The 20855-nt window shown below is 67.7% G+C and carries 26 protein-coding genes and 2 pseudogenes; 13 read left to right on the forward strand and 15 right to left on the reverse strand.

Translation table 11 applies throughout. From position 1 onward, the window contains the following. Positions 1-156: 156 nt before the first annotated feature. Both VMT65_RS12630 and VMT65_RS12635 read left to right on the forward strand, forming a co-directional pair. Positions 157-822 (forward strand): potassium channel family protein, encoded by a 666-nt coding sequence (locus VMT65_RS12630; RefSeq protein WP_326308316.1) that lies wholly within the window; start codon positions 157-159, stop codon positions 820-822. A gap of 2 nt (positions 823-824) precedes the next feature. After that, positions 825-1505 carry a potassium channel family protein gene (locus VMT65_RS12635; RefSeq protein ID WP_326308318.1) on the forward strand — a complete coding sequence of 227 codons (681 nt, stop codon included), beginning with the start codon at positions 825-827 and terminating at the stop codon, positions 1503-1505. 89 nt (positions 1506-1594) lie between these two features. Here VMT65_RS12635 and VMT65_RS12640 read toward each other — a convergent pair whose 3' ends face one another. The 3 genes from VMT65_RS12640 to VMT65_RS12650 all read right to left on the reverse strand — a co-directional run bounded on the left by VMT65_RS12640 (position 1595) and on the right by VMT65_RS12650 (position 3713). After that, positions 1595-2176 (reverse strand): sigma-70 family RNA polymerase sigma factor, encoded by a 582-nt coding sequence (locus VMT65_RS12640; protein WP_326309156.1) that lies wholly within the window; start codon positions 2174-2176, stop codon positions 1595-1597. 308 nt (positions 2177-2484) lie between these two features. After that, positions 2485-3081, reverse strand: a complete 597-nt coding sequence (locus VMT65_RS12645) for a DUF3159 domain-containing protein (protein ID WP_326309157.1) — start codon at positions 3079-3081, stop codon at positions 2485-2487. Between the two features lie 239 nt (positions 3082-3320). Then, on the reverse strand, positions 3321-3713 hold the full coding sequence (locus VMT65_RS12650) for an OB-fold nucleic acid binding domain-containing protein (RefSeq protein ID WP_326308319.1): 393 nt from the start codon (positions 3711-3713) through the stop codon (positions 3321-3323). Between the two features lie 314 nt (positions 3714-4027). On the opposite strand from VMT65_RS12650, the gene VMT65_RS12655 reads away from it, so the two are divergent. Then, on the forward strand, positions 4028-4765 hold the full coding sequence (locus VMT65_RS12655; RefSeq protein ID WP_326308321.1) for an alpha/beta fold hydrolase: 738 nt from the start codon (positions 4028-4030) through the stop codon (positions 4763-4765). A gap of 121 nt (positions 4766-4886) precedes the next feature. Here the strand turns inward: VMT65_RS12655 and VMT65_RS12660 are convergent, their stop codons facing one another. Then, positions 4887-5753 carry a DUF3710 domain-containing protein gene (locus tag VMT65_RS12660; RefSeq protein WP_326309158.1) on the reverse strand — a complete coding sequence of 289 codons (867 nt, stop codon included), beginning with the start codon at positions 5751-5753 and terminating at the stop codon, positions 4887-4889. A gap of 5 nt (positions 5754-5758) precedes the next feature. Further along, on the reverse strand, positions 5759-6259 hold the full coding sequence (dut, locus tag VMT65_RS12665; RefSeq protein ID WP_326308322.1) for a dUTP diphosphatase: 501 nt from the start codon (positions 6257-6259) through the stop codon (positions 5759-5761). 79 nt (positions 6260-6338) lie between these two features. On the opposite strand from dut, the gene VMT65_RS12670 reads away from it, so the two are divergent. Next, positions 6339-6833, forward strand: a complete 495-nt coding sequence (locus VMT65_RS12670; protein WP_326309159.1) for a DUF3093 domain-containing protein — start codon at positions 6339-6341, stop codon at positions 6831-6833. Positions 6834-6955: 122 nt separating this feature from the next. Here the strand turns inward: VMT65_RS12670 and VMT65_RS12675 are convergent, their stop codons facing one another. Continuing rightward, positions 6956-7258: a DUF4193 domain-containing protein gene (locus VMT65_RS12675; protein ID WP_120739486.1), complete on the reverse strand. Its 303-nt coding sequence runs from the start codon at positions 7256-7258 to the stop codon at positions 6956-6958. Positions 7259-7732: 474 nt separating this feature from the next. On the opposite strand from VMT65_RS12675, the gene cei reads away from it, so the two are divergent. Next, the gene (cei, locus tag VMT65_RS12680) at positions 7733-8410 is read left to right on the forward strand and encodes an envelope integrity protein Cei (protein ID WP_326308326.1); all 678 of its coding nucleotides are present in this window, start codon (positions 7733-7735) and stop codon (positions 8408-8410) included. 175 nt (positions 8411-8585) lie between these two features. Here cei and VMT65_RS12685 read toward each other — a convergent pair whose 3' ends face one another. Continuing rightward, complete coding sequence (locus VMT65_RS12685; protein WP_326308328.1) at positions 8586-9548, reverse strand: inositol monophosphatase family protein; 963 nt, start codon at positions 9546-9548, stop codon at positions 8586-8588. Between the two features lie 109 nt (positions 9549-9657). Between VMT65_RS12685 and ppgK the strand changes: the two genes are divergently transcribed. After that, positions 9658-10416 carry a polyphosphate--glucose phosphotransferase gene (gene ppgK, locus VMT65_RS12690; protein ID WP_326308330.1) on the forward strand — a complete coding sequence of 253 codons (759 nt, stop codon included), beginning with the start codon at positions 9658-9660 and terminating at the stop codon, positions 10414-10416. A gap of 153 nt (positions 10417-10569) precedes the next feature. Next, the gene (locus VMT65_RS12695; protein ID WP_442790217.1) at positions 10570-12012 is read left to right on the forward strand and encodes an RNA polymerase sigma factor; all 1443 of its coding nucleotides are present in this window, start codon (positions 10570-10572) and stop codon (positions 12010-12012) included. A 79-nt stretch (positions 12013-12091) separates the two neighbouring features. Here the strand turns inward: VMT65_RS12695 and VMT65_RS12700 are convergent, their stop codons facing one another. The 4 genes from VMT65_RS12700 to VMT65_RS12715 all read right to left on the reverse strand — a co-directional run bounded on the left by VMT65_RS12700 (position 12092) and on the right by VMT65_RS12715 (position 13963). Beyond that, positions 12092-12445: a hypothetical protein gene (locus tag VMT65_RS12700; RefSeq protein WP_326308332.1), complete on the reverse strand. Its 354-nt coding sequence runs from the start codon at positions 12443-12445 to the stop codon at positions 12092-12094. 54 nt (positions 12446-12499) lie between these two features. Then, the gene (locus VMT65_RS12705; protein ID WP_326308333.1) at positions 12500-12739 is read right to left on the reverse strand and encodes a hypothetical protein; all 240 of its coding nucleotides are present in this window, start codon (positions 12737-12739) and stop codon (positions 12500-12502) included. Positions 12740-12845: 106 nt separating this feature from the next. Beyond that, on the reverse strand, positions 12846-13559 hold the full coding sequence (locus VMT65_RS12710) for a TetR/AcrR family transcriptional regulator (protein ID WP_326308334.1): 714 nt from the start codon (positions 13557-13559) through the stop codon (positions 12846-12848). A gap of 5 nt (positions 13560-13564) precedes the next feature. Continuing rightward, positions 13565-13963, reverse strand: coding sequence for a hypothetical protein (locus VMT65_RS12715; protein WP_326308335.1), 399 nt, complete (start codon positions 13961-13963; stop codon positions 13565-13567). Between the two features lie 173 nt (positions 13964-14136). Between VMT65_RS12715 and VMT65_RS12720 the strand changes: the two genes are divergently transcribed. Further along, positions 14137-14535 (forward strand): DUF4440 domain-containing protein, encoded by a 399-nt coding sequence (locus tag VMT65_RS12720; protein WP_326308336.1) that lies wholly within the window; start codon positions 14137-14139, stop codon positions 14533-14535. A 9-nt stretch (positions 14536-14544) separates the two neighbouring features. Here the strand turns inward: VMT65_RS12720 and VMT65_RS12725 are convergent, their stop codons facing one another. Further along, the gene (locus VMT65_RS12725; RefSeq protein ID WP_326308337.1) at positions 14545-15027 is read right to left on the reverse strand and encodes a MarR family transcriptional regulator; all 483 of its coding nucleotides are present in this window, start codon (positions 15025-15027) and stop codon (positions 14545-14547) included. A gap of 177 nt (positions 15028-15204) precedes the next feature. On the opposite strand from VMT65_RS12725, the gene VMT65_RS12730 reads away from it, so the two are divergent. Then, positions 15205-16047: an NAD(P)H-binding protein gene (locus VMT65_RS12730; protein WP_326308338.1), complete on the forward strand. Its 843-nt coding sequence runs from the start codon at positions 15205-15207 to the stop codon at positions 16045-16047. Between the two features lie 11 nt (positions 16048-16058). After that, positions 16059-16688 (forward strand): hemerythrin domain-containing protein, encoded by a 630-nt coding sequence (locus VMT65_RS12735; protein ID WP_326308339.1) that lies wholly within the window; start codon positions 16059-16061, stop codon positions 16686-16688. A 59-nt stretch (positions 16689-16747) separates the two neighbouring features. On the opposite strand, the gene fdxA is transcribed toward VMT65_RS12735, so the two are convergent. Then, a complete protein-coding gene (fdxA, locus tag VMT65_RS12740) occupies positions 16748-17089 on the reverse strand; it encodes a ferredoxin (protein WP_326308340.1) in 342 nt (113 codons plus the stop codon). A 113-nt stretch (positions 17090-17202) separates the two neighbouring features. On the opposite strand from fdxA, the pseudogene VMT65_RS12745 reads away from it, so the two are divergent. Next, a pseudogene (locus tag VMT65_RS12745) lies at positions 17203-18128 on the forward strand (LysR family transcriptional regulator). A gap of 29 nt (positions 18129-18157) precedes the next feature. Here VMT65_RS12745 and VMT65_RS12750 read toward each other — a convergent pair. Continuing rightward, positions 18158-18757, reverse strand: coding sequence for a DUF4126 domain-containing protein (locus VMT65_RS12750; RefSeq protein ID WP_326309160.1), 600 nt, complete (start codon positions 18755-18757; stop codon positions 18158-18160). Positions 18758-18849: 92 nt separating this feature from the next. Between VMT65_RS12750 and VMT65_RS12755 the strand changes: the two genes are divergently transcribed. Then, complete coding sequence (locus tag VMT65_RS12755) at positions 18850-19509, forward strand: SRPBCC family protein (protein ID WP_326308341.1); 660 nt, start codon at positions 18850-18852, stop codon at positions 19507-19509. A 146-nt stretch (positions 19510-19655) separates the two neighbouring features. Beyond that, a pseudogene (locus VMT65_RS12760) lies at positions 19656-20012 on the forward strand (ArsR/SmtB family transcription factor); the annotation flags it as partial. On the opposite strand, the gene VMT65_RS12765 reads toward VMT65_RS12760, so the two are convergent. Next, complete coding sequence (locus VMT65_RS12765; protein WP_326308342.1) at positions 19981-20847, reverse strand: alpha/beta fold hydrolase; 867 nt, start codon at positions 20845-20847, stop codon at positions 19981-19983. The pseudogene VMT65_RS12760 and the gene VMT65_RS12765 overlap by 32 nt on opposite strands. Between the last annotated feature and the right edge of the window lie 8 nt (positions 20848-20855).

A 20855-nucleotide genomic window follows, 5' to 3' on the forward strand; every position in this document is an offset into this window, starting at 1 on the left:
CGTAGGGTGGCGGAGGAGGGACGTGAGCTTTTTCCGATTCGGTTTGAACTCCTTCCGGAGGGGGAAAATGCCCGCAGTGAAACTCGAGCGGTACGGTTGCGACCCGAACAAAGCAACCAGACCGCACAAAAGGTTTTCGGGAATGGGGTTCGAACGGTGTATGTGGTGATCATGGGCTGTGGGCGGGTGGGATCCTCGCTCGCTCGGGCCCTTGTCCGCATCGGCCACGAGGTCGCGGTGATCGATCAGAACTCGAGCGCCTTCCTGCGGCTGGGCCGCGATTTTCCGGGCCTGTGCATCACCGGCGTCGGCTTCGATCGAGATGTGTTGACCCGCGCCGGAATCGAGCGCGCCGGGGCCTTCGCCGCGGTGTCCTCCGGCGACAACTCCAACATCATCTCCGCCCGCGTGGCCCGCGAGACCTTCGGCGTCGAGCGCGTGGTGGCCCGCATCTACGACGCCAAACGCGCCGCCGTCTACGAGCGCCTGGGCATCCCGACCATCGCCACCGTGCCGTGGACCACCGATCGCTTCCTGCGCACGCTGGTCGCCGATCAGTCCACCACCACCTGGCGCGACCCCACCGGCACCGTCGCGGTCACCGAGGTCGTGCTGCACGAGGACTGGTACGGGCGCACCGTGGCTTCGCTCGAGGACGCCATCGGCGCGCGGGTGGCGTTCATCATCCGCTTCGGACAGGGCTTGCTGCCCAATGGCAAGTCCATGCTGCAGGCCGATGACCTGGTCTACATCTCGGCGACATCCGGGACCGTCGGTGAAGCGGTGGCCCTGGCCGCCAATGCCCCCGCGAGCGAGGACTGATCATGAAAGTAGCCATCGCCGGGGCCGGCGCCGTCGGACGCTCCATCGCCCAGGAACTCTTGCGCGGCGGCCACCAGGTCATGCTGCTGGAACGCCGCCTCGACCACATCGACCCCACCAGCGCGCCCGCCGCCGTCTGGACCCACGCCGACGCCTGCGAGCTCGAGACGCTCGAAGAGGCCGGGCTGGAAACCTACGACGTGGTCATCGCCGCCACCGGCGACGACAAGGTGAACCTGGTGTTCAGCCTGCTCGCCAAGACCGAATTCGGGGTCGGGCGAGTCGTGGCCCGCGTGAACGATCCGCGCAACGAGTGGCTGTTCGATTCGTCGTGGGGTGTCGATGTGGCGGTGTCCACACCGCGGCTGCTGGCCTCGCTGGTCGAGGAGGCCGTCTCGGTCGGCGACCTGGTGCGGCTCATGACGCTGCGGCAGGGTCAGGCCAACCTGGTCGAGATCACCCTGCCGACCGATACCCCGTTGGCGGGCAAGGCCGTTCGCACGCTCGCGCTGCCGCGCGATGCCGCCCTGGTGACGATCCTGCGGGGCGGCCGCGTCATCGTGCCGCAGGCCGACGACCCGCTCGAAGGCGAGGACGAGCTGCTGTTCGTGGCCTCCGTCGAGGCCGAGGACGATCTACGGAAGGCGCTCGGCGTCAACGGCTTCGGCAAGGCCGTCGAATAGCTTCGAATGAAACGACTGTGGGCCGGGCGCACTCCCCAGTGCCCGGCCCACTTCTCGTCCAGCTCCGCATCGAGCGATCCCCCGACCGATCAGGACGCCGCCCGCAGTTCGGCCCGCAGCCGATTCAGCGCGCGGTGCTGCATGACCCGCACCACGCCCGGGCTGGTGCCGATGGCCTCGGCGGTCTGCGCCGCCGTCCACCCCAGCACGATGCGCATGACCAGCACCTCGCGGTGGGTCGAGGACAGCACCTGCATGAGATCCCGTGCCGCGCGCCGGGTTTCCATGGCCAGTGCCCGCTCCTCGGGGCCCGCCTCGTTGTTCGGCGCGTCCGGGAACTCCGCCACCGGGTAGGCCGGGTGCAGCTGCGCCCGCCGGAAGGCATCGGCGACCTTGTTGGCCGAGATGCCGTAGACGAAGGCCAGGAACGACTTGCCCTGGTCCCGGTAGCGGGGAATCGCCTGGACGGTCGCCAGGCAGATCTCCTGCGCCACATCGTCCGCGGTCACGTGCAGGTGACCCGCGCCGCTCATGCGCGCCGCACAGTAGCGGCGGACGAGCGGATAGACGATCTTGAGAATTTCGGAGACCGCGTCCCGGTCACCGGCCGCGGCCGGACCGATCAACTTCTCCAGTTCCGCTGCGGCGCGCCGGGACTCCGACGTCGCCACACTGCTCGTGCTCTTGCTTCCCCGCCCCGCCGGGTGCCGGCGCGAGGCCTGAGTCTGCACCGCGGTCCCGAGCCCCTCGCCCCGTTCCTGCGCTGCCACTGCCTTGCCGTCGGTAACCAACTCCACGATCCTTTCTCCGTAGGTTCTGAGAAAGATCGTGCTCGCGGCGGGGTCCCGGAAATAGGTACCCCAGGGGTGGGTTGGTCACCCCCTTACGGCCCCCAATGGCCCCGAAGGTGTTGCGCCCTGGGGTTTTACCGCGATAAGTGCCCGAATGCGGACAAGTTGGTCGACAGACCGAGAGGTATTCAGGCGGCAGGCTCGGTGGATTTCGCCGCCTGCGACGGCAGATGACCCGCCTTGCGGACCGCCCAGAAGGTCACCAGCGCGGCCACCGCGGTCAACGGCCACCCCATGCCGATACGCGCCACGGCCAGCAGACCCGTGCTGTTGGAGTCGTAGAGGTGGTTCTGCACCAGATACCGCGCCACGAACACCAGCGCCCACACCGCGGTCGCGATGTCGTAGAGCCGCATCGCGCGCCGGTCGGACCGCCAGCCCGTGCCGTGGCCGTTGAGCGCACCCCAGATCACGCCCGCCAACGGCCAGCGCACCACCAGGGACATGAGGAACGCGCCGCCGTAGATCAGGCTCGCGTAGATGCCGAACAGGAAGAAGCCCTTGGCCTCACCCATGCGGTAGGCGATGAACGCGCACACGCCCACGCCCAGGAAACCCGAGATGGCGGGCTGGATCGGACCGCGACGTGCCAAGCGCCACACCAGAATCGCGGCGGCCACACCCAGCGACGCCCAGATCGCGGCGGTCAGCCCGCGCAGCGAATTCACCGGCACGAACACCAGCACCGGCAGCGAGGAGTAGATCAGGCCGCTGATGCCGCCCATCTGCTCGAGCAGCGTCTGCTCGGGCTCCTCGTCCGCCTCGGGGTCCCCATCCGCCTCGAGGTTCAGGGCGGCGCGCTCGGCGTCGACGAGGGCCTGGGTGTCCTCGTCCAGCAGCGCGCGATCCAGGCGCAGGGGCGGCTGGTCACCGGTGACGGCGTCGAGTTGAACCGTCGGTGGGTCGAAAGTCTCGGCCGGTCCGCGGCTCTCGTCGCTGCTGCTGTCGGTATTCGGCATGAGTGTCAGGAGTTCCCGCGCAATTCGTAGTAGGGGTTGAAGATCACCTTGCCGCCGTCGCGTTCACCGACGCGGCCGCGGACCAGGATACGACGCCCCGGCTCGATTCCCGGAATGCGACGCCGGCCGATGAACACCAGCGCCACACTGTCGGTCCCGTCGAAGAACTCCGCCTCGACCTCCGCGCCCGCGGATCGGGGACACGCCTCGACGCTGCGCAATCTGCCGAGCATGGTGACTTCCTCACCGCGTCGACACTCCGATGCCCGACACGCGCCCGACGCCTCCGACGTCTCGGCGAGTTCCTCGGCATCCAAACGATCAAGGTCCTCGGTCAGGCGACGGCTGAGCCGTCGAAAATAGCCTGACGGGGTGTCCTTCCCACCCGCGGATGGCATTTCGCACGCTCTCCTGTAGAGCTCGACGGCGTGGGTCTCACGTCGTTCGTTCCTTCCACGACGCCCAGATGGTTTGCCACCCGGCCGCCCATGGCCGTACAGGGCCACTGTAGATGCACCGGCCTGCACCCGCCACGCGTGCCCGTCAACCCCGGACACGGTGCTTACATCCCACCAGCCATACCCATTACCCACCGGTACCCAAACCCGCCCCCGCTCGCGGCGGGGTCGTGGCGTTCGTCCGCCCGCTCGCGGCGCGGTGACCGCCGGGCCGCCCTGGCCAGGGCCACGGCCGCCCCGGCTACGCTCGGCCGGTGCCCGATTCTCCACGTCCGGCGGTGGCCCCCGCGAGTCCCGCGATAGTCCTGGCCCTGCCCGGGACCGGCTCCGACGCCCATTTCGCCCGCCGCGCCTTCGGATCCGCCTGTGCCGCACGGGATCTGCCGTTCCTGGCGGTCGACCCGGATCCGCGCCGGGTGATCGACAGCTACCGCGACGCGCTCGACGCCGCGGCCCGGTCCGGCCCGATCCTCGTGGCGGGCATCTCGCTGGGCGCGGCCGTTGCCCTCGATTGGGCCGCCGCTCACCCCGATGCGGTTTGCGGTGTGGTTGCCGCACTCCCCGCGTGGACCGGTGCCGACACCACCGGCTGCCCCGCCGCCGCGAGCGCCGCCGCCACCGCCGCCCAACTTCGCGCGGACGGCCTCGAGACCGTCCTGTCCCGTATGCGGGCGTCCAGCCCGGCGTGGCTCGCCGAGGCCCTGACCCACTCCTGGACCGCCCAGTGGCCGGATCTCCCCTCGGCACTCGAGGAAGCCGCCGCCTACGCCTGGCCCGAGCCCGAACTCCTTGCCCGGGTGAGCGCCCCGGTCGAAATCATCGGCGCGATCGACGATCCCGTGCACCCGTTCGCGGTCGCCGAACACTGGACCACCCTCATCCCCCACGCCACCCTGCACACCATCACCCTCGACGAATTGGGCGCGGACCCGGCCATCCTCGGCACCCACGGCCTCAACGCCCTACTCCCCCGCCGAGTCTCGACCCCCTGACCCGAATCCCGGCCGCGCCGCCGCCACTCGCGTCCGAGCGGCTCGACGCAGTTCCAGGCGAAACGGGGCACCGCCAGATCGGCGGTGCCCCGTTATCGTCTTGTCCTACAGCATTATCCGGTCAGTTCAGGCCGAGTTGCTGCATGGCCGAGCCCTCGGCTCCACGGCGGGGCTCTTGGGGTGGTTGTTCGGGTTGGAAGGCGGGGCCGCCTTGCATGGCGGCCATTTGGGCCTGCATGGCCTGCTGCTGGGCGGCCACCTGCTGTTGGTGGGCGGCGGCTAGCTGGTCGGCGAGTTCCTGGGGTAGGACGACCGGGAGGGGCTCGCGGACCGGGAGGGGCTCGTCGCCGCGGCGGACCACGGTTTCGCTGAGGACCGCGCGGGCGGCGGCCACCAGGGGCGAGTTGTCGTCGGCCGCGCCGGTCGGGCCGGCGGCCACCAGGCGGACCATCCAGCGGTAGCCGTCGACGCCGATGAAGCGCAGATCCGCGCCCTGGGTGACGGCGTGCAGCTCACGACCCCACGGGCCCTGCACGACCGAGACGGTCGCGCCGTCCTTGCGCAGCGTCTCGGCGAGATCGGCTGCCACGGAACGCCATTGGCCGGAGGTCTTGGGCGCGGCGTAGGCCGCCACCGTGATTCGGCCGTGCTGGGTGGCGAGGTGGACGGCCTGCGGGGTGCCGTCGGGGGTCATCTCGACCTGGAGCTGTCCGCCCGGCGGGACCGGCACGATGACCGAGCCCAGATCCAGCCGCTGGTCGGCAATGGCCTCGAGCCGGTCGGCGACGTCCTCGTAGTCGTAGGGACCCGATTTCGGGTCGGCGGCGACCGTCACCGGCGCGAAGTTGGCGGTGTCGAATTCGCCCGTGCCCACGCCGGATTCGTCGTACTCGTCGTCGTATTCGTCGTATTCGTCGTACTCGGTGTACTCGTCGTCGTACTGCGGCGCGTCAGCTCTGTCGCCGCCCTTTTTCTTGCGTCCGAACACCATCGTCATGCCTCCTTGCCGGTCGCCTGACCCGACCCACCGGACCCGGTGGACAGGCTGGCATGCCCACCGCTGGACCCGTATCCTCCTGCGCCGCGCGCGGTCTCGTCGAGCGTGTCGACCTCCACGAAGTCCACCAATTCGACCTTCTGCACCAGCAGCTGCGCAATCCGGTCACCCCGCCGGAGCTCGATGGCCGCGCGCGGATCGTGATTGATCAGGCACACCTTGATCTCACCGCGGTAGCCCGCGTCGACCGTGCCGGGGGTATTGACGACCGAAAGACCCGCCTTGGCCGCCAGACCCGACCGCGGATGGATCAGACCCACGGTGCCGAGGGGAAGCGCCACCGCGATGCCGGTGCCGACGAGCACACGCTCGCCCGGTTCGATGATGACGTCCTCGGTGGTGCACAGGTCCACGCCCGCGTCGCCCTCGTGGGCACGCGTCGGTACGGGGATGCCGGGATCGAGCCGCAGCAGGGGAATAGGTGGAATACCGGTCACGTAGGCCGAGCCTACGCGTTCGGGTCCGCACTCATTGACCTAGTCTGATGTCGTGTCCGACCAGCAGCCCCAGGTGTCCATGGAATCCAAGCCGCAGACCCCCGTCCGCTACCGCGAGCGCCTCTGGGTGCCGTGGTGGTGGGTGCCCGTCGCGTTGGTCGTGACCGGGCTGCTGGCCGCCGAAATCCACATGGGCGCACCGGGAATCCGGGCCTGGCTGCCGTACGTGCTGCTGTTCCCGGTCGCGGCCTGGGTGCTGGTGTGGTTCTCGCGCCACACGGTGGAGGTCGCCGCCGACGCCGACGGCGTGCCGGAGCTGCGCACCGATCGCGCCCACCTGCCCGCGACCTTCGTCAAGCGCGCGGCCCCGGTGCCGACCAGTGCGAAGAGCGCGGCGTTGGGTCGACAGCTCGACCCCGCCGCCTTCGTCCAGCATCGGGCCTGGATCGGGCCCATGGTGTTGCTCGTCCTCGACGATCCGGATGATCCGACGCCGTACTGGCTGGTCAGCACGCGCTATCCAGAGAAAATCATCGCGGCGCTCGGCCTGAAGAACGCGGCCGAGCAAGACTGACGGGACCGGCCACTGCAACTGACCGGTTCCTGCGATCGATTGATCGGACCGATTCCTGACCGCGCTCGGCGGACCGAGCGCGGGCCGGCGGAATCTTCTGAATCCCCTACGTGGACGGTGCCTTACGCGGCGCAGTCCATGCAGATCAGCTGACCGCCGGCTTCGCTGGCCAGTCGGCTGCGGTGGTGCACCAGGAAGCAGCTCGAACAGGTGAACTCGTCGGCCTGCTTCGGGATGACCCGAACCGAGAGCACCTCCTCGGAAAGGTCCGCGCCGGGAAGCTCGAACGATTCCGCGGTATCGGATTCGTCGATATCCACGACGGCGGACGCGGCTTCGTTGCGGCGAGCCTTCAGCTCCTCCAGCGAGTCCTCCGACACATCGTCGGATTCACTGCGCCGCGGTGCGTCATAGTCGGTTGCCATGTCGTCTTCCCCTCGTCCTTACTCCGTATATCCCGGACCGGCACCCACCTGACCGGCCCCTTTCGGGTCCGGATCGGGAGGAGATGCCGCCCCGCCCGTGGTGTACGTCACGCGTACACCGGTCACAGATCCGAGCCGGACAGTCCTTCATCCGCAGCGGATCGCGCTCGGTCAACGCAGGACATGCCCTTGTTGTTCCCGAAATCGAACCCCAGTTTCACCTGGGTTGTACGATCTGGGCCGCCAGACAATAGCGGACCCCGGGACAAAAGTCGCAATCAAAAGCCGTGCGAGTTGAAAATGAGGGTCAATCGTCACCTACGAGGGAACACTCCGAGATCTTCCTCGCCGGGTTCGAGACCTGACGGGGACCTTCCCCACCCGCATACCCCCGGAACCGCGATCGCCACACCCGATGCCCGACTTGCCGACGCCCTGCACGCGTCGACCTCCGCGTTTTCGTAGAGTGTGGGCGTGGTTTCACTGATCACCCAAGGTAACTCGACCGATCCGCAGGGGCGGCCGTTCATTCGGCGGCGCTGGGAACCGTGGGCGGCCATGGTGGGAGTCATCGCTCTGATCTGCGTCGGCGTGTGGTTCAAGGCGCTGACGACGACCGAGAGTGACCAGGGCGCCATGGCCTGCAACTCCCCCAGCCCCGCCTCGAGCACGTCCGCGGCCAAGCCCGCGCCACTCGGGGAGCGGGTGTCGAACTCGCGGTTACGGGATGTGGAGCCCGCGGCGCTGGCCTCCGCCAAGGTGCGCGTGTTCAACGCCAACAATCAGCGCGGTCAGGCCGCGCACGTGGCCTCCGAGCTGGGCGATCTCGGTTTCGCCAGCGCGCCGGACGTGCAGATCGGCAATGACCCGGTCTATGTGAACGGCGATCTGGAGTGCACCGGGCAGATTCGCTTCGGCGTCAAGGGACGTCCGGCGGCGGCCTCGGTGCAGCTGGTCATGCCGTGCGCCGAGCTGATCGAGGATCAGCGCCAGGACGACACCGTGGATCTGGTGCTGGGCACGCTGTTCCGTGACATCCGGCCCGGAACGGATGCCGAAGAGGTGCTGAAGTCGCTGAAGAACCCGACGCCGGGCACCGCGCCCGCCATCGACCCCAAACTGTTGGAAGCGGCACGGCACGCGAAGTGTTGAGAATCTCTTTCGCGACGGCTCGGCTCTGATTCGCCGCGGCGTCGCGAAACCCGTAGCGGCGCAACGCTATCTATGAATCGGGATGACAGAATCGCCGCGGCCCCTCGGTCGCGGCGATTCCTTTTGCTTGCTTCGTCCGGTTCGTCCTGTATATCCGGAGCTGTTCAGACCCCTGTCAGGGAACCGGGATAGGGGTGGTGACATCCAGACGCTTGAACAGACCGAACAGTTCGTCAGCAATGCCGGGTGCCACGGCCGCCACCAAATCGCCTGCCGCGCCCGGCGAGTCGGGAGCGGGCGGCAGGATCAGGCGCGCGCCCGCCTCGGTCGCCACGAGTGCGCCCGCCGCCCAGTCCCACAGGTTCAGGCCGTGCTCGTAGTAGGCGTCGGTGCGCCCCTCGGCGACCGCGCACAAATCCAGTGCCGCCGAACCGAACCGGCGAATATCGCGAATGTGCGGCAGCACCTGCGCCACCAGCTCGCCCTGCCGGGTGCGGCGCGGCGTCGCGTAGGCGAAGCCGGTGGCGACCAGCGCCATGGACAGCGCCTCGACCGCGTTGGCGCGCAAGGGAATCGGGGTGCCGCCGGGGGACGTGCCGTCCGGGCTCGACTCGGCGCGATGCGCGCCCAGGCCCAGTCCGGCGCTGAAGGTGACCGCGTGCGCGACGTCGGCGACCGCGCCGGCTACCGGCCGGCCACCGCGCACCGCGGCCACCGACACCGAATAGGACGGGATGCCGTAGAGGAAGTTGACCGTCCCGTCGATGGGATCGACGATCCAGTGCACGAGATCGGGATCGTCGATCAGGCTGCCGCCGTCCTCCTCCCCCACCACGCGGTCGCCGGGGCGCAGTTCGGCCACCAGCTTGCGAACCAACTGCTCGGTCTCGGTGTCGACAATGGTCACCGGATCGGTCGGCGTGCTCTTGGCCTGCACGGCGTCCGCGGCGTGCGCGCCGGACCCGAAGACCTCGGGGCGGCGCGCCCGCACATGGGCGGCGGCGGTCTCGGCGAGATACACCGCGACGCGGCGGAGTTCGGCTATGTCCGTGCGAAGTTCGGCTATGTCCGAAGTGTCGGGCTTCGGGGTGGCGGTGGGGGCGGTGGAAGTGAAATTCGATTCCGGCACGACCTCCATCGCAGCACAGATCCGGCAGCGCGCGCATTAGGCTTGTCGTGCACGACACAGCTCACGGGCCGGGACCTGCGGTTTGCCCGGCAAATCACTGGAGAACGAGGAGTGGTCCATGTCCGATCCCGGGCACGCGTTCGGCATCGATATCGGTGGCAGCGGTGTGAAGGGTGCCGAGGTCGATCTCGCGACCGGTGAACTGTGCTACGAGCGCATCAAGATCGCCACCCCGCATCCCGCCACGCCGAACGCGGTCGCGGAATCGGTGTCGAAATTGGTCGCGCAGTCCGGCTGGGAGGGCCCGGTCGGCATCACCATGCCGAGCGTGGTGCTGCGCGGTCAGATCCGCACCGCCGCCAATATCGACCCCACCTGGGTGGGCATCGACGCCCGGCATCTGTTCTCGGTGGCGCTGGGCGGGCGCGAGGTGACCGTCCTCAACGACGCCGACGCGGCGGGCATGGCCGAGGACCGGTACGGCGCGGCAAAGGATCTCACCGGATTGGTAATGCTGCTCACCTTCGGCACCGGTATCGGATCGGCGGTGATGTACAACGGCGTCCTCATGCCCAACAGCGAGCTCGGGCACATGGAGGTCGACGGTCGCGAGGCCGAGCACCGAGCCGCGGCGTCGGTCAAGGATCGGGTCGGCATGACCTATCCGGAGTGGGCCAAGGAGGTGTCCAAGGTGCTGGTCACGCTGGAAAACCTGTTCTGGCCGAACGTCTTCGTGGCGGGCGGCGGCATCAGTCGCGACTACCAGGAATGGATTCCCTTGCTCACCAACAGAACCCCCGTGGTGCCCGCCGCGCTGCGCAATACCGCGGGCATCGTCGGAGCCGCCATGGCGGTGTCGGCCGGTATCGCGCCATAAGTAAGCTGGTTCGATCGTTACAATGGAACACATGCCCGGCGGTAGGCCGGAAACCGACACCGGCACGAGAGCCGGTTTACCCCCCGACAGAACCGCTCCGCCGGAACTCAACTCTGGCGTGACGCCGCACGAGACCGTCACGAAAGGGCGTACGTGGTAGCCACGAATACCCGAGAGACCGCCGAATCGGCCGACGCCGCCGACTCAGCAGACACCACCGCAGCACGGCCGGTCAAGAAGGCTGCCGCCAAGAAGGCTGCCCCGGCCAAGAAGGCCGCGGCGAAGAAGACCGCGGCCAAGAAGACCGCGGCGAAGAAGGCGACCAAGGCCACCGCCAAGAAGACGGCGGCCAAGAAGGCCTCGCCGAAGAAGGCCGCCGAGCCCGGCATCGAAGGCGCCGAGGGCGATGAGGTCCTCGACGACGAGTCGCTGGAACTCGACGACCTCGATGACCTGGAAGTCGACGAGGACGACCTCGGCGACGACGAGGAAATCGTCGACGAGGTCGACGACGAGGAAGAGGCGGACGGCGAGGCCGTTCCCGCCGCCGCCGCGGGCGAGGAGGCCGAAGAGGCCGACGAACCCTCGGAGAAGGACAAGGCCTCCGGCGACTTCGTCTGGGACGAAGAGGAATCCGAGGCGCTGCGCCAGGCCCGCAAGGACGCCGAGCTCACCGCCTCGGCCGACTCGGTCCGCGCGTACCTGAAGCAGATCGGCAAGGTCGCGCTGCTCAACGCCGAGGAGGAGGTCGAGCTCGCCAAGCGCATCGAGGCCGGGCTCTACGCCACCGAGAAGCTGCGCGAGTTCGCCGAGAAGGGCGAGAAGCTGCCCGTGCAGTCGCGCCGCGACCTGCAGTGGATCATGCGCGACGGCAATCGCGCCAAGAACCACCTGCTGGAAGCCAACCTGCGACTGGTCGTTTCGCTCGCCAAGCGCTACACCGGCCGCGGCATGGCGTTCCTGGACCTCATCCAGGAAGGCAACCTCGGTCTGATCCGCGCGGTCGAGAAGTTCGACTACACCAAGGGTTACAAGTTCTCGACCTACGCGACGTGGTGGATCCGCCAGGCCATCACCCGCGCCATGGCCGACCAGGCCCGCACCATCCGCATCCCCGTGCACATGGTCGAGGTCATCAACAAGCTCGGCCGCATCCAGCGCGAACTCCTCCAGGACCTGGGCCGCGAGCCCACCCCCGAAGAGCTCGCCAAGGAAATGGACATCACGCCCGAAAAGGTCCTCGAGATCCAGCAGTACGCGCGTGAGCCCATCTCCCTGGACCAGACCATCGGTGACGAGGGCGACTCCCAACTCGGCGACTTCATCGAAGACTCCGAAGCCGTTGTCGCAGTAGACGCAGTCTCCTTCACCCTGCTGCAGGACCAACTCCAGTCGGTCCTCGAAACATTGTCCGAACGCGAAGCCGGCGTAGTCCGCCTCCGCTTCGGCCTCACCGACGGCCAACCCCGAACCCTGGACGAAATCGGCCAGGTCTACGGCGTAACCCGAGAACGAATCCGCCAAATCGAATCCAAGACCATGAGCAAGCTCCGCCACCCGAGCCGCTCCCAGGTCTTGCGCGACTACCTCGACTAGAGGATTGCCAAGGATTGGGCCGTTGAGCTGTAGCTCAGCGGCCCAATTCTTGTTTCTGGCGGCGGATGGCGGGGCTGGGTCAGAGGCCGCAGGGGGTGCCGAAGGCGTCCATGGCAGCGGTGAATGCGGGATCGTGCACGATTCTGTCGAAGTCGTCGCGGGTTGTTGCGGATTGGAGGCGGTTCAGTTGTGCGGCAGCGGTATTGAGTGCGTCCTTCAGTGACCCCTGGTCCGCGGCGGCTGCGGCGGCGGAGAGTTTCTCGGCGGTGTCGACATAGATTTGCCGTAGGTTGGTGATCGAGTTCTTGTCGTCGAGCGCTTCGAGGCGGCTGCGCAGTTCGTCCCATGCGGTGTTGACGGACGCGCACGTTGCCTTGTCATCGACGGCACCCGCCGTACCGGTAATCGCGGTGATCCCGCCGGTGATCGCCACCAGCGCCGCGGCGACAAGAACTGTTCTCCGCATTGGCGTTTCCCTTCTCCGTGTTCAGAACGACGAGCCTATGCCGCCGAAGGGCCACGGCGGAATTGGCGCGTTGTCGACCACGACGTTGTCGTATCGAATACCGAGGATCGGATTGTCCTCGTCGCACCAGCGCTCGCGGTCGGTCGAACAGCGCTCGCGATGACTACCGCAATCACCACCCACGACCGATGTCCGGCGCGCCGGAAGGTAGGCGCGAGTTACGTGCTGGCCTTCTCTGCCGCAGTCGAAAATCACGTCCACGCGATAGGTGTCGTCGGTTTCGTTGCGGCACCCAATTCCAGTCGAGCGGTGACCCAGCTTTGGGTGTGCGGCCCATTCTGGTATTCGGAACGGCTGAGATTGGTTTCTAGGCTGGGGTTTTGGGCTCGGATCCGGTTGCCGACGGGGGCTCGTTGGCGAGGTCGTTGATGAGGTCCAGGGCCGGGTAGAGGACGGGGCGTAGGGGGCGGAGTCTCGAGAGGGACACGATTCGTTCTACGAGGGGGGCTACTCGGCGGATCAGGAAGCGGGTGCGTTCTTGGTTGGGGCTGCGGTCGTGGACCCAGAACAGGACTATGCCCATGTGGGCCAGCCACAGGAGGTTTGGGAGTTCGGCCAGGAGGCGCTTGTCGCCTTTGATGTCGTTGCCGATTACCAGGTCGCGCATGATGGCGATGGATGATTCTCGGGCGGGGCGGCTTTCGGCGCTGAAGGGGTTGAGGGGGCTGGTGGGTTCGGCGGCGCTGGCGAAGAATTTGCCGCCGAATTCGTGGTAGGGGGCGGCTATGTCGACGAAGGCGAGTTCCATTGTCTGCCAGCGGGCGGCGAGGGAATCGCCGCGGGTGGTCTGGCGGAGCCGCTGTTCGTGCAGGGTTTGGATCTGTTGGTAGAAGCCCTGGACCAGCTGTTCCTTGGAAGTGAAGTAGTAGTAGGCGTTTCCGACGCTGACGCCGGCTTCGCCCGCGATCGCGCGCATGGTGGTCTTCGTGTAGCCGTTCTGCTCGAACAGACGGAGGGCGGCGTCGATGATCTGCTGGCGAGTTTCCTCGCCGCGCGCGGTCGCGGGCTCGGGGCGGGTCATGCGGATCAGGCTAGTGCGGCCGCGGCGGGCGGAACGGGAGGGACGGCGGCCTGCTTCTCCTGATGCCTGCTGCGTCGGATCTTGTTCAGGGCGATCAGGTTCGCGAAGTGCATAACGCCGAGCACCAGCAAGACCATGCCGAGTTTCGAAGCCAGCTCCTCGATCGCGACCCGCACATCCGCGACCGGGCCGCTGATGCGCAAGGCCAATGCCACGAAGCCCGCATTGACAAGCCAGAACCCGATGACCAGCAGATGATTCACCACCTCGGCCAGATCGGTGTCCCCATTCATGACATCCACCAGAAACCGCGCACCGGTGCGGTGCAGGGTGCGGGCCACCCAGAACGTCAGCACCAAGCTGACAATCGCGTAGGTCACGTACGTGACGACGACGAGGTCCATTACCCCAGCTCCTTACATATTTGAACGTGTTCAACTAGGAGGCTAGACGGTAAGTTGAACGCGTTCAAGTGTGAGCGCCGCGACAGTGCAGATCAGGATTAGGCTCGGAATAGGTCGGCCAGTGCCATCAACAACCTGCGGCCCGAATCCCATTGACCACATGGAGGTGCGTGATGATCGATCAGGAACTGCTCGTCGATGAGATCAAGACATTGCACGACGATCTGGCTCTCTGGCTGGGCACCTCGGATGCGCACGATGCTCTGGAGCGGTTCGGGGCGCAGTTGAGTCCCGCGTTCTCGATGGTCGTCATGCAGGGGGCCGTGGTTGCGCGTGCGCAACTACTGACGGGATTGAAGGGTGCGGGCTATTCGATGCCCGGCCTCACGATCGACATTGTCGATATCGAGGTGCTGCATCGGGCGAATGATTGCGCGGTGGCGCGGTTTCGGGAGATTCATCACCGGCCGAATGGGCCGGCCGCACGGCTGACCACGGGATTGCTGGTGGTGGACGCTGCGGGCCGCAATGGGCTGCGGTGGCGCTGCGTCCATGAAACCCTTGTGCCGTAAGGGGTTTGACTAGTGGAGTTCTCGGCCGGAGTCGAGGCCGGCGGTTGCGGTGCGGCGGAGGAATTCCGAGATGAGGTGCAGTTCGTCGAGGGTGTAGTCGGCGCAGATCTCGTCCAGGGAGGTGTTCATTCCCGCGAGGAGTCGGTAGAGGTCGCCCAGGCGGTCGGGGAGGGTGCGCACGACTACGGAGCGGCGGTCGCCGGCGGCGCGTTCGCGGATGATCCAGCCGCCGCGTTCGAGGCGGTCGAGAATGCCGGTGAGGGTGGCAGGGTGGAGGCCCGCGGTGCGGGCGAGGGCGGTGGGGCTGATCGGGCCGTGGCTGTTGATCAGGTCGAGGCAGTCCAGGTCGACGTCGCGCAGGTCCAGGCGGAGGCCGACCTGGCGGTTGAGCATCGCGAGGTTGTTGCGCAGTCCGCGCATCGCGGATTTCACCTCGCCGGTGGCGCGGCGGCGTAGCCGGGCGTCCTCGGGTTGCTGCGTCGCGGAGCTCACCGCGCCCTCCCTCAACTTGTACGAGATCCACACTTTACGGCAGTCGTAGCGGTCGGCCGCGGCATCCCACCTGCGGATATACCAACATCCAGGTGACTCAGATCACTACTTAATACGATACTCATATAAGCTAGCCTAGTGATTGTATGTGTTTCATATTATTGATCGGAGTTCATGATGATCGTCATCACCGGGGCGACAGGGTCCGTCGGCCGCGAAACCATCCGCCTCCTACTGGAATCCGGACGGGAGGTGACCGCCGTCAGCCGTGACCCCGCGCAGGCCGGGCTTCCCGCCGAGGCGCGAGTGGTGGCCGGAGATCCGTCCGACCCGCGGTCGCTGCGATCGGTATGGGAGGGGGCCGAAGCCGTGCTGGTGAGTCCGCGGGCAGTCGGGCGTGCGGCCCCGGAGTTGCTGGCGGCCGCAGCCGCGGCGGGTGTGCGTCGTACCGTGGTCATTTCCGCGCTGACGGTGCAGTATCCGGTGGGAGAACCTCGTTTCGCGGAGGAATTCCGCGCGGTGGAGCAGGCCGCGCGGGAGTCCGGCCTGGCGTGGACGGCGTTGCGGTGCACGGATTTCGACGCGAACGCGCTGGCCTGGGCTCCACAGGTACGCGCGACCGGAATGGTCCGGGGCGCCTACCCGAAAGCGGCCACCTCGCCCATCCACCACCGCGATATCGCCGCCGTCGCCGCCTCGGCGCTCACCGACCCCGGGCACGACGGCCGCGCCCACGTGCTCACCGGGCCGGAGTCGCTGACCCAACTCGACAAGGTGCGCATTCTCGGCGAAACCCTCGGTGTCGACCTGTCTTTCGACGAAGTCGCGCCCGAACAGGTACGCGCCGCGCTCCTGGCGCAGGGCCTGCCCGAGGAAATCCCCGCCCGACTGCTCGGCTCGCTCGCCGACTACGCCCACACCCCCGGCCCCACCACCGACACCGTCGCGGAGCTGCTGGGCCGACCGGCACTGACCTTCGCGCAATGGGCCGCCGAAAACGCCGCCGCGTTCCAGAACTGAAGGGACACACCATGTCTGTCGACGCCCCCGGCACCGAGCTCATCGACTTCACCCCCATGTACGCCACCCACAATGCCTTTCGTCGCGATCTGGCGCGCCTGCGCGAGGCCGCCGATACCGGACGGATGGACACTCCCGGCGTACGCGCGGGCTGGGCGAACTTCAAACACCAACTCGACGTTCATCATTCGGTCGAGGACGCCGTACTCTGGCCGCGCCTGCTCGACGCGGTGGCCGACCGCCCCGACGACCTCGCACTCATCGCCGAGATGGAGGCCGAACACGCGCGATTGGACCCGCTGCTGGCGGTCGTGGACGAGGCCCTCGCGCACCGATCTTCGACTCTCGGCGAGCACGTGCGGGAATTGGCCGAGGTCCTCGACGACCACATGCACCACGAGGAAGACACCGCACTGCCGTTGATCCAGCGGGTACTGAAGCCTTCCGACTGGGCCGCCTTCCGCTCGGCCATGGCCCGCCGCCAAGGCCCCTCCGGCGCGGCCGTCTACATCCCATGGATCCTCGACGACGTCACGCCCGAGGAACGCCAGGCATTCCTGGCCGCCATGCCGCGACCCATCGGCCTCCTCAACCGCATCGTCTTCCAGCCTCGCTACCGCCGCAAACTCCAGTGGCGGTGATCGACACCCGGGCCGCAGAGCAATCACCCTGCGGCCCAAACGAACTCACCGGGGTCGACCTACACGGGTCGCTGGTAGTCGCGGATGTAGGGCGTGTCTACGCCGAGGTGGCCGACGCTGGTGGCGGTGGTCGGGTCGCCGAGAGGGGCGGGGTGGCCGGGGAGGGGGTCGGTGAAGAAGCGGGCGTTCTCCGTGATGAATTGTTGTTGGTCGGAAGGGATGTCGTCTTCGTAGTAGATGGCTTCGACGGGGCAGGCGGGTTCGCAGGCGCCGCAGTCGGTGCATTGGTCGGGGTGGATGTAGGCCATGCGGTTGCCGGTGTAGATGCAGTCCATGGGGCATTCTTCGATGCAGGCCTTGTCCAGCACGTCGACGCAGGCGGCTCCGATTACGTAAGTCATGGGGAGCTCCTCTGAAGGGGTTTTCGGTCCGCTACGTGCGGATGCGTCAATCCTGGTGGGCGGTTCGGTCGGAAGGTAGTGATCGAATGGCGAGCACCTCATAAGGTGGGCTTATGACTTTGCCGCCGGGGACGCCCGATTTGGAGGTGCTCGATCTGCTGGTGTCGGTGGCGGAGCTGGGGAGTCTCGGGGCGGCGGCACGGCGGCACGGGATGAGTCAACCGGCGGCGAGCATGCGGATCAGCGCGTTGGAGCGGCGGGTGAATCTGCGGTTGCTGGATCGAGGGCGGAGCGGGTCGGTGTTGACCGATGCGGGACAGACCGTGGTCGATCTCGGGCGGCGGGTGCTGGCGGCGGCGGTGGAGTTGAACGACGGCATCGCCGAACTGCATCGGGCGACGCGACCGAGGCTGCGCCTCGTGGCCTCGACAACCATTGCCGACCTTCGCATTCCGCACTGGCTCACCGCGCTGCGGAAGACTCACCCGGACCTGGCGGTGGTCTTGGACGTGACGAACTCCCGGCAGGTGGCCGCGGCGGTTCGTGATCGTGAGGCCGAACTCGGCTTCGTCGAAGGACCCCATGCGCCAACGGGATTGGGCAGTCGCGTGCTCGCCGCCGACGAACTCGTGGTGGTGGTCGCGCCCACCCACCCCTGGGCCAGCCGCCGCCCGGTCACCCTGAGCGAGCTCGCCAACACCCCCCTCCTCTGGCGCGAGAAGGGCTCCGGAACCCGCGACACGGTGTGGGAAGCCCTCGCCATACACGGCACCCCGGCCCAGCCCGCGGCCGAACTCGGTTCGGCCGCGGCCATTCTCGCCACCGCCCGCAGCGGCGCCGCCCCGGCCGTGGTCAGCCGCCTGATCGTGGCGCACGAACTGCGTGCCGGTAGCCTCTGCGAGGTGCGCCTGGCGGACTCCATCGTCCTGGCCAGAAATTCCGTGCCATCTGGCATCGGCGAACGCCACCCACCGGCCCCGCCGCGGATCTGGTCGAGCTCGCCGCCCGCATCGAATCGGCCCGCGTGCGCCCGAAATAGGGCCAACCCCAAGAGGACTCGGCCGCAGCCTAGGCCGAATCCGGTTGATTTCGGGTGCGGCGGGTGCGTAGCCAGCGGCGGGCTCGGAAGGCCAGCCACGTCAGGGCGACGAGGAGGACCAGGACCGCCAGGAAAGCCAGGATGGGGAGGGCCAGGGCCAGGACGGTGAGCACCAGCGAGGTTCCGTCCTCGGCGGAGGAGACCACCGGATTACCCACGCCCGCAGTGGTTCCCGTGACGAAGGGGCGGGCTACCGAGCGGCCTACGTGAATGCTGCCCGCGGTGACAGCGCCGAGGACAGCGGTGACGGCGGGCGGGAGGTGGGAGGAGATGCTCGATTCGGCGGTGAAGAGGATCGCTCCGGAGGCGGGGGCGATGAGGGTGCCGATGGCGTGCAGCCCGGAATCCAACGCCGGAATCTTGTCTCCGATCAGGTCGAGCAGGAACACCACCCCGATGACGAGCAGGGCCGGGATCGAGGAGAGCCAGTGGTAGGAGCCGCCGAGGTCGATCCAGCCGATGCGATCGGCGATGCCCACCACCAGCAGCGGCAGCCAGGCATTGAGGCCCGCCGCCCCCGAGAGTCCGAAGGCTCCGAGTACCGCGCCGACGGCCGAGGTGATCTCCATGCCCACCAGTGTGCGGCCGGGGACCGACAGGGAGCGGCATTCGCTCACCGGAGTTGCTAATATAAGTTCACACTTATAGATGGAGGAACGCTATGACGCTCATTTCCGATCCCGCGGAGCTGGCGGGAATGGTGACTCGTGAGGTGCGAACCGGGTCGCGAGGCGGCACGCCGACGCGAATCGCGGTGGCCCGCCGCACCTACCCGACCGATCAGGGCGATCTGTGGGACGCGCTGACCGATGCGGAGCGGATTCCCCGCTGGTTCCTGCCGATCACCGGCGAGCTGGCCGAGGGCGGCCGCTATCAACTCGAAGGCCAGGCGGGCGGGGTGGTCGAGCGCTGCGATGCGCCGAAAGTCTTTGCCATCACCTGGGAATTCGCCGGGCAGGTTTCGTGGGTCAAGGTCAGCCTGAGCCCCGCCGGGGACGAGACCGAGCTGGAGCTCGAACACGAGATGCCCGTCGATCCGCAGTTCTGGGGCCAGTTCGGCCCGGGCGCGGTGGGTGTCGGCTGGGATCTCGCACTCCTGGGCCTGGCCGCGCACATCGCGACCGGCGAGCCGGTGGACCCCGAAGTGGGCCGCACCCTGCACAAGACGCCCGAGGGCAAGGACTTCATCCGCCGCGCCGCCACCTCCTGGGGCGAGGCCGCCATCACCGACGGCGACGACCCGGACGCGGCGCGGGCAGCCGCGGACGCTACCTTCGCCTTCTACACCGTCGAGCCCCAGGACACCCCCGAACCCCGATGAATCCGTCCCCCGCCCGGGATACCCCTCCCCCCGCCCGGGATTCCTCTTCGCCCGGCAGGGATTTCCCTTCCCCCGCCCAGGATTCCTCCGGCCCGGCTGGAGTTTCCCCTTCACCAGCCGGGGTTTTCCCTTCTCCTGCAGGTGTTTTCGAGGCTCTGGGCGATCCGATTCGCCGTCACATTCTCGTGCTGGTGGCCGGTGGGGAGCAGCCCGCGGGCGCGATTGTCGCGGCGATCCGGGCCGAGTACTCGATTTCGCAGCCCGGTGTCTCCCAGCATCTGAAGGTGTTGCGGGAGGCCAGGCTGGTCAGGGTGCGCGCCGAGGGCACCCGGCGGTTCTACGGCCTTGATTCCACGGGTGTCGAGACCGCGGCCTCGTGGCTTGCCGCGCTCGCGGATCCCTTGCGGCACTTCGCGAATCCCCTCGATGCCCTCGGCACCGAGATCGCGCGCGGCAAACGCGCCCGCCGCGCTACCGAGTCGCGGCCGAAATTCGGGACGTGATGAGCGCGGCCAGTTCGGCCGGACGTTCCTCGGGAACCCAGTGGGTGGCGTCGAGCACCTCGTGGGTGAACGGGCCCTCGACATACCGGGCGGCGAGCGTCGCGTTCTTGGCGACCATGAACGGGTCGCGACTGCTGGACACGTGCGTCGTCGGCACGGTCACCTTCCGAAATGCCTGCCGCGGCGTGGTGATCACCATGGCGCGATACCAGTTGATCGAGTACTTCAACGCACCACCGTCGATGATGTCGCGCCGGATGCGGTCGAACTGTTCGCCATCCATGCCCGACATCGCCAACGCCCGCCGACGGCGCGCCGGATCGGTGCCGACGGCCCGAAAAGCGTTGGAAATCACCAACTCCGGCAACCAAGGCACCTGGAACAACACCATGTAGAAGGTCCGGAGGAACTGCGAGCTGGTCAGCATGGCGCGCATGAACGCCATCGGATGCGGCACCGACACCGAGGTGAGCGTGCGCACCAGCTCCGGATGCGCGGCGGCCGTCGACCAAGCGACCGCCGACCCCCAATCATGTCCGACCAGATGCACGGGCGACCCACCGAGCGCCTCGATCAACGCCACGATATCGCCGACCAGAACACTCATCCGATAGGCGTACCGCCCGTGCGGACGCGCACCGGGCGCATACCCACGCTGCGTGGGAGCGATTGTGCGATAACCCTTCTCGTGCAGATACGGCACCAGTCGCGACCATTGGGTCGCGGTCTGCGGCCAGCCGTGCAGCAGCACCACCGGCACCCCGTCGAGCGGCCCCGCATCGATCACGTCGAAGCTCAGACCGTCATTGCCGAAGCTGGTCAGTCTCGTATTCATCTGTCCCC

Origin of the sequence: Nocardia sp. CDC153, from assembly GCF_035818515.1 — a bacterium.
GTDB lineage: Bacteria > Actinomycetota > Actinomycetes > Mycobacteriales > Mycobacteriaceae > Nocardia.

Coding starts and splice junctions, on each gene's coding strand:
- VMT65_RS12635 (WP_326308318.1), top strand. CDS start 825: ATGAAAGTAGCCATCGCCGGGGCCGGCGCCGTCGGACGCTCCATCGCC.
- VMT65_RS12645 (WP_326309157.1), bottom strand. CDS start 3,081: ATGGGCGGCATCAGCGGCCTGATCTACTCCTCGCTGCCGGTGCTGGTG.
- VMT65_RS12650 (WP_326308319.1), bottom strand. CDS start 3,713: ATGCCATCCGCGGGTGGGAAGGACACCCCGTCAGGCTATTTTCGACGG.
- VMT65_RS12670 (WP_326309159.1), top strand. CDS start 6,339: ATGGAATCCAAGCCGCAGACCCCCGTCCGCTACCGCGAGCGCCTCTGG.
- VMT65_RS12675 (WP_120739486.1), bottom strand. CDS start 7,258: ATGGCAACCGACTATGACGCACCGCGGCGCAGTGAATCCGACGATGTG.
- VMT65_RS12685 (WP_326308328.1), bottom strand. CDS start 9,548: ATGGAGGTCGTGCCGGAATCGAATTTCACTTCCACCGCCCCCACCGCC.
- ppgK (WP_326308330.1), top strand. CDS start 9,658: ATGTCCGATCCCGGGCACGCGTTCGGCATCGATATCGGTGGCAGCGGT.
- VMT65_RS12710 (WP_326308334.1), bottom strand. CDS start 13,559: ATGACCCGCCCCGAGCCCGCGACCGCGCGCGGCGAGGAAACTCGCCAG.
- VMT65_RS12715 (WP_326308335.1), bottom strand. CDS start 13,963: ATGGACCTCGTCGTCGTCACGTACGTGACCTACGCGATTGTCAGCTTG.
- VMT65_RS12720 (WP_326308336.1), top strand. CDS start 14,137: ATGATCGATCAGGAACTGCTCGTCGATGAGATCAAGACATTGCACGAC.
- VMT65_RS12730 (WP_326308338.1), top strand. CDS start 15,205: ATGATCGTCATCACCGGGGCGACAGGGTCCGTCGGCCGCGAAACCATC.
- VMT65_RS12735 (WP_326308339.1), top strand. CDS start 16,059: ATGTCTGTCGACGCCCCCGGCACCGAGCTCATCGACTTCACCCCCATG.
- fdxA (WP_326308340.1), bottom strand. CDS start 17,089: ATGACTTACGTAATCGGAGCCGCCTGCGTCGACGTGCTGGACAAGGCC.
- VMT65_RS12750 (WP_326309160.1), bottom strand. CDS start 18,757: ATGGAGATCACCTCGGCCGTCGGCGCGGTACTCGGAGCCTTCGGACTC.
- VMT65_RS12755 (WP_326308341.1), top strand. CDS start 18,850: ATGACGCTCATTTCCGATCCCGCGGAGCTGGCGGGAATGGTGACTCGT.
- VMT65_RS12765 (WP_326308342.1), bottom strand. CDS start 20,847: ATGAATACGAGACTGACCAGCTTCGGCAATGACGGTCTGAGCTTCGAC.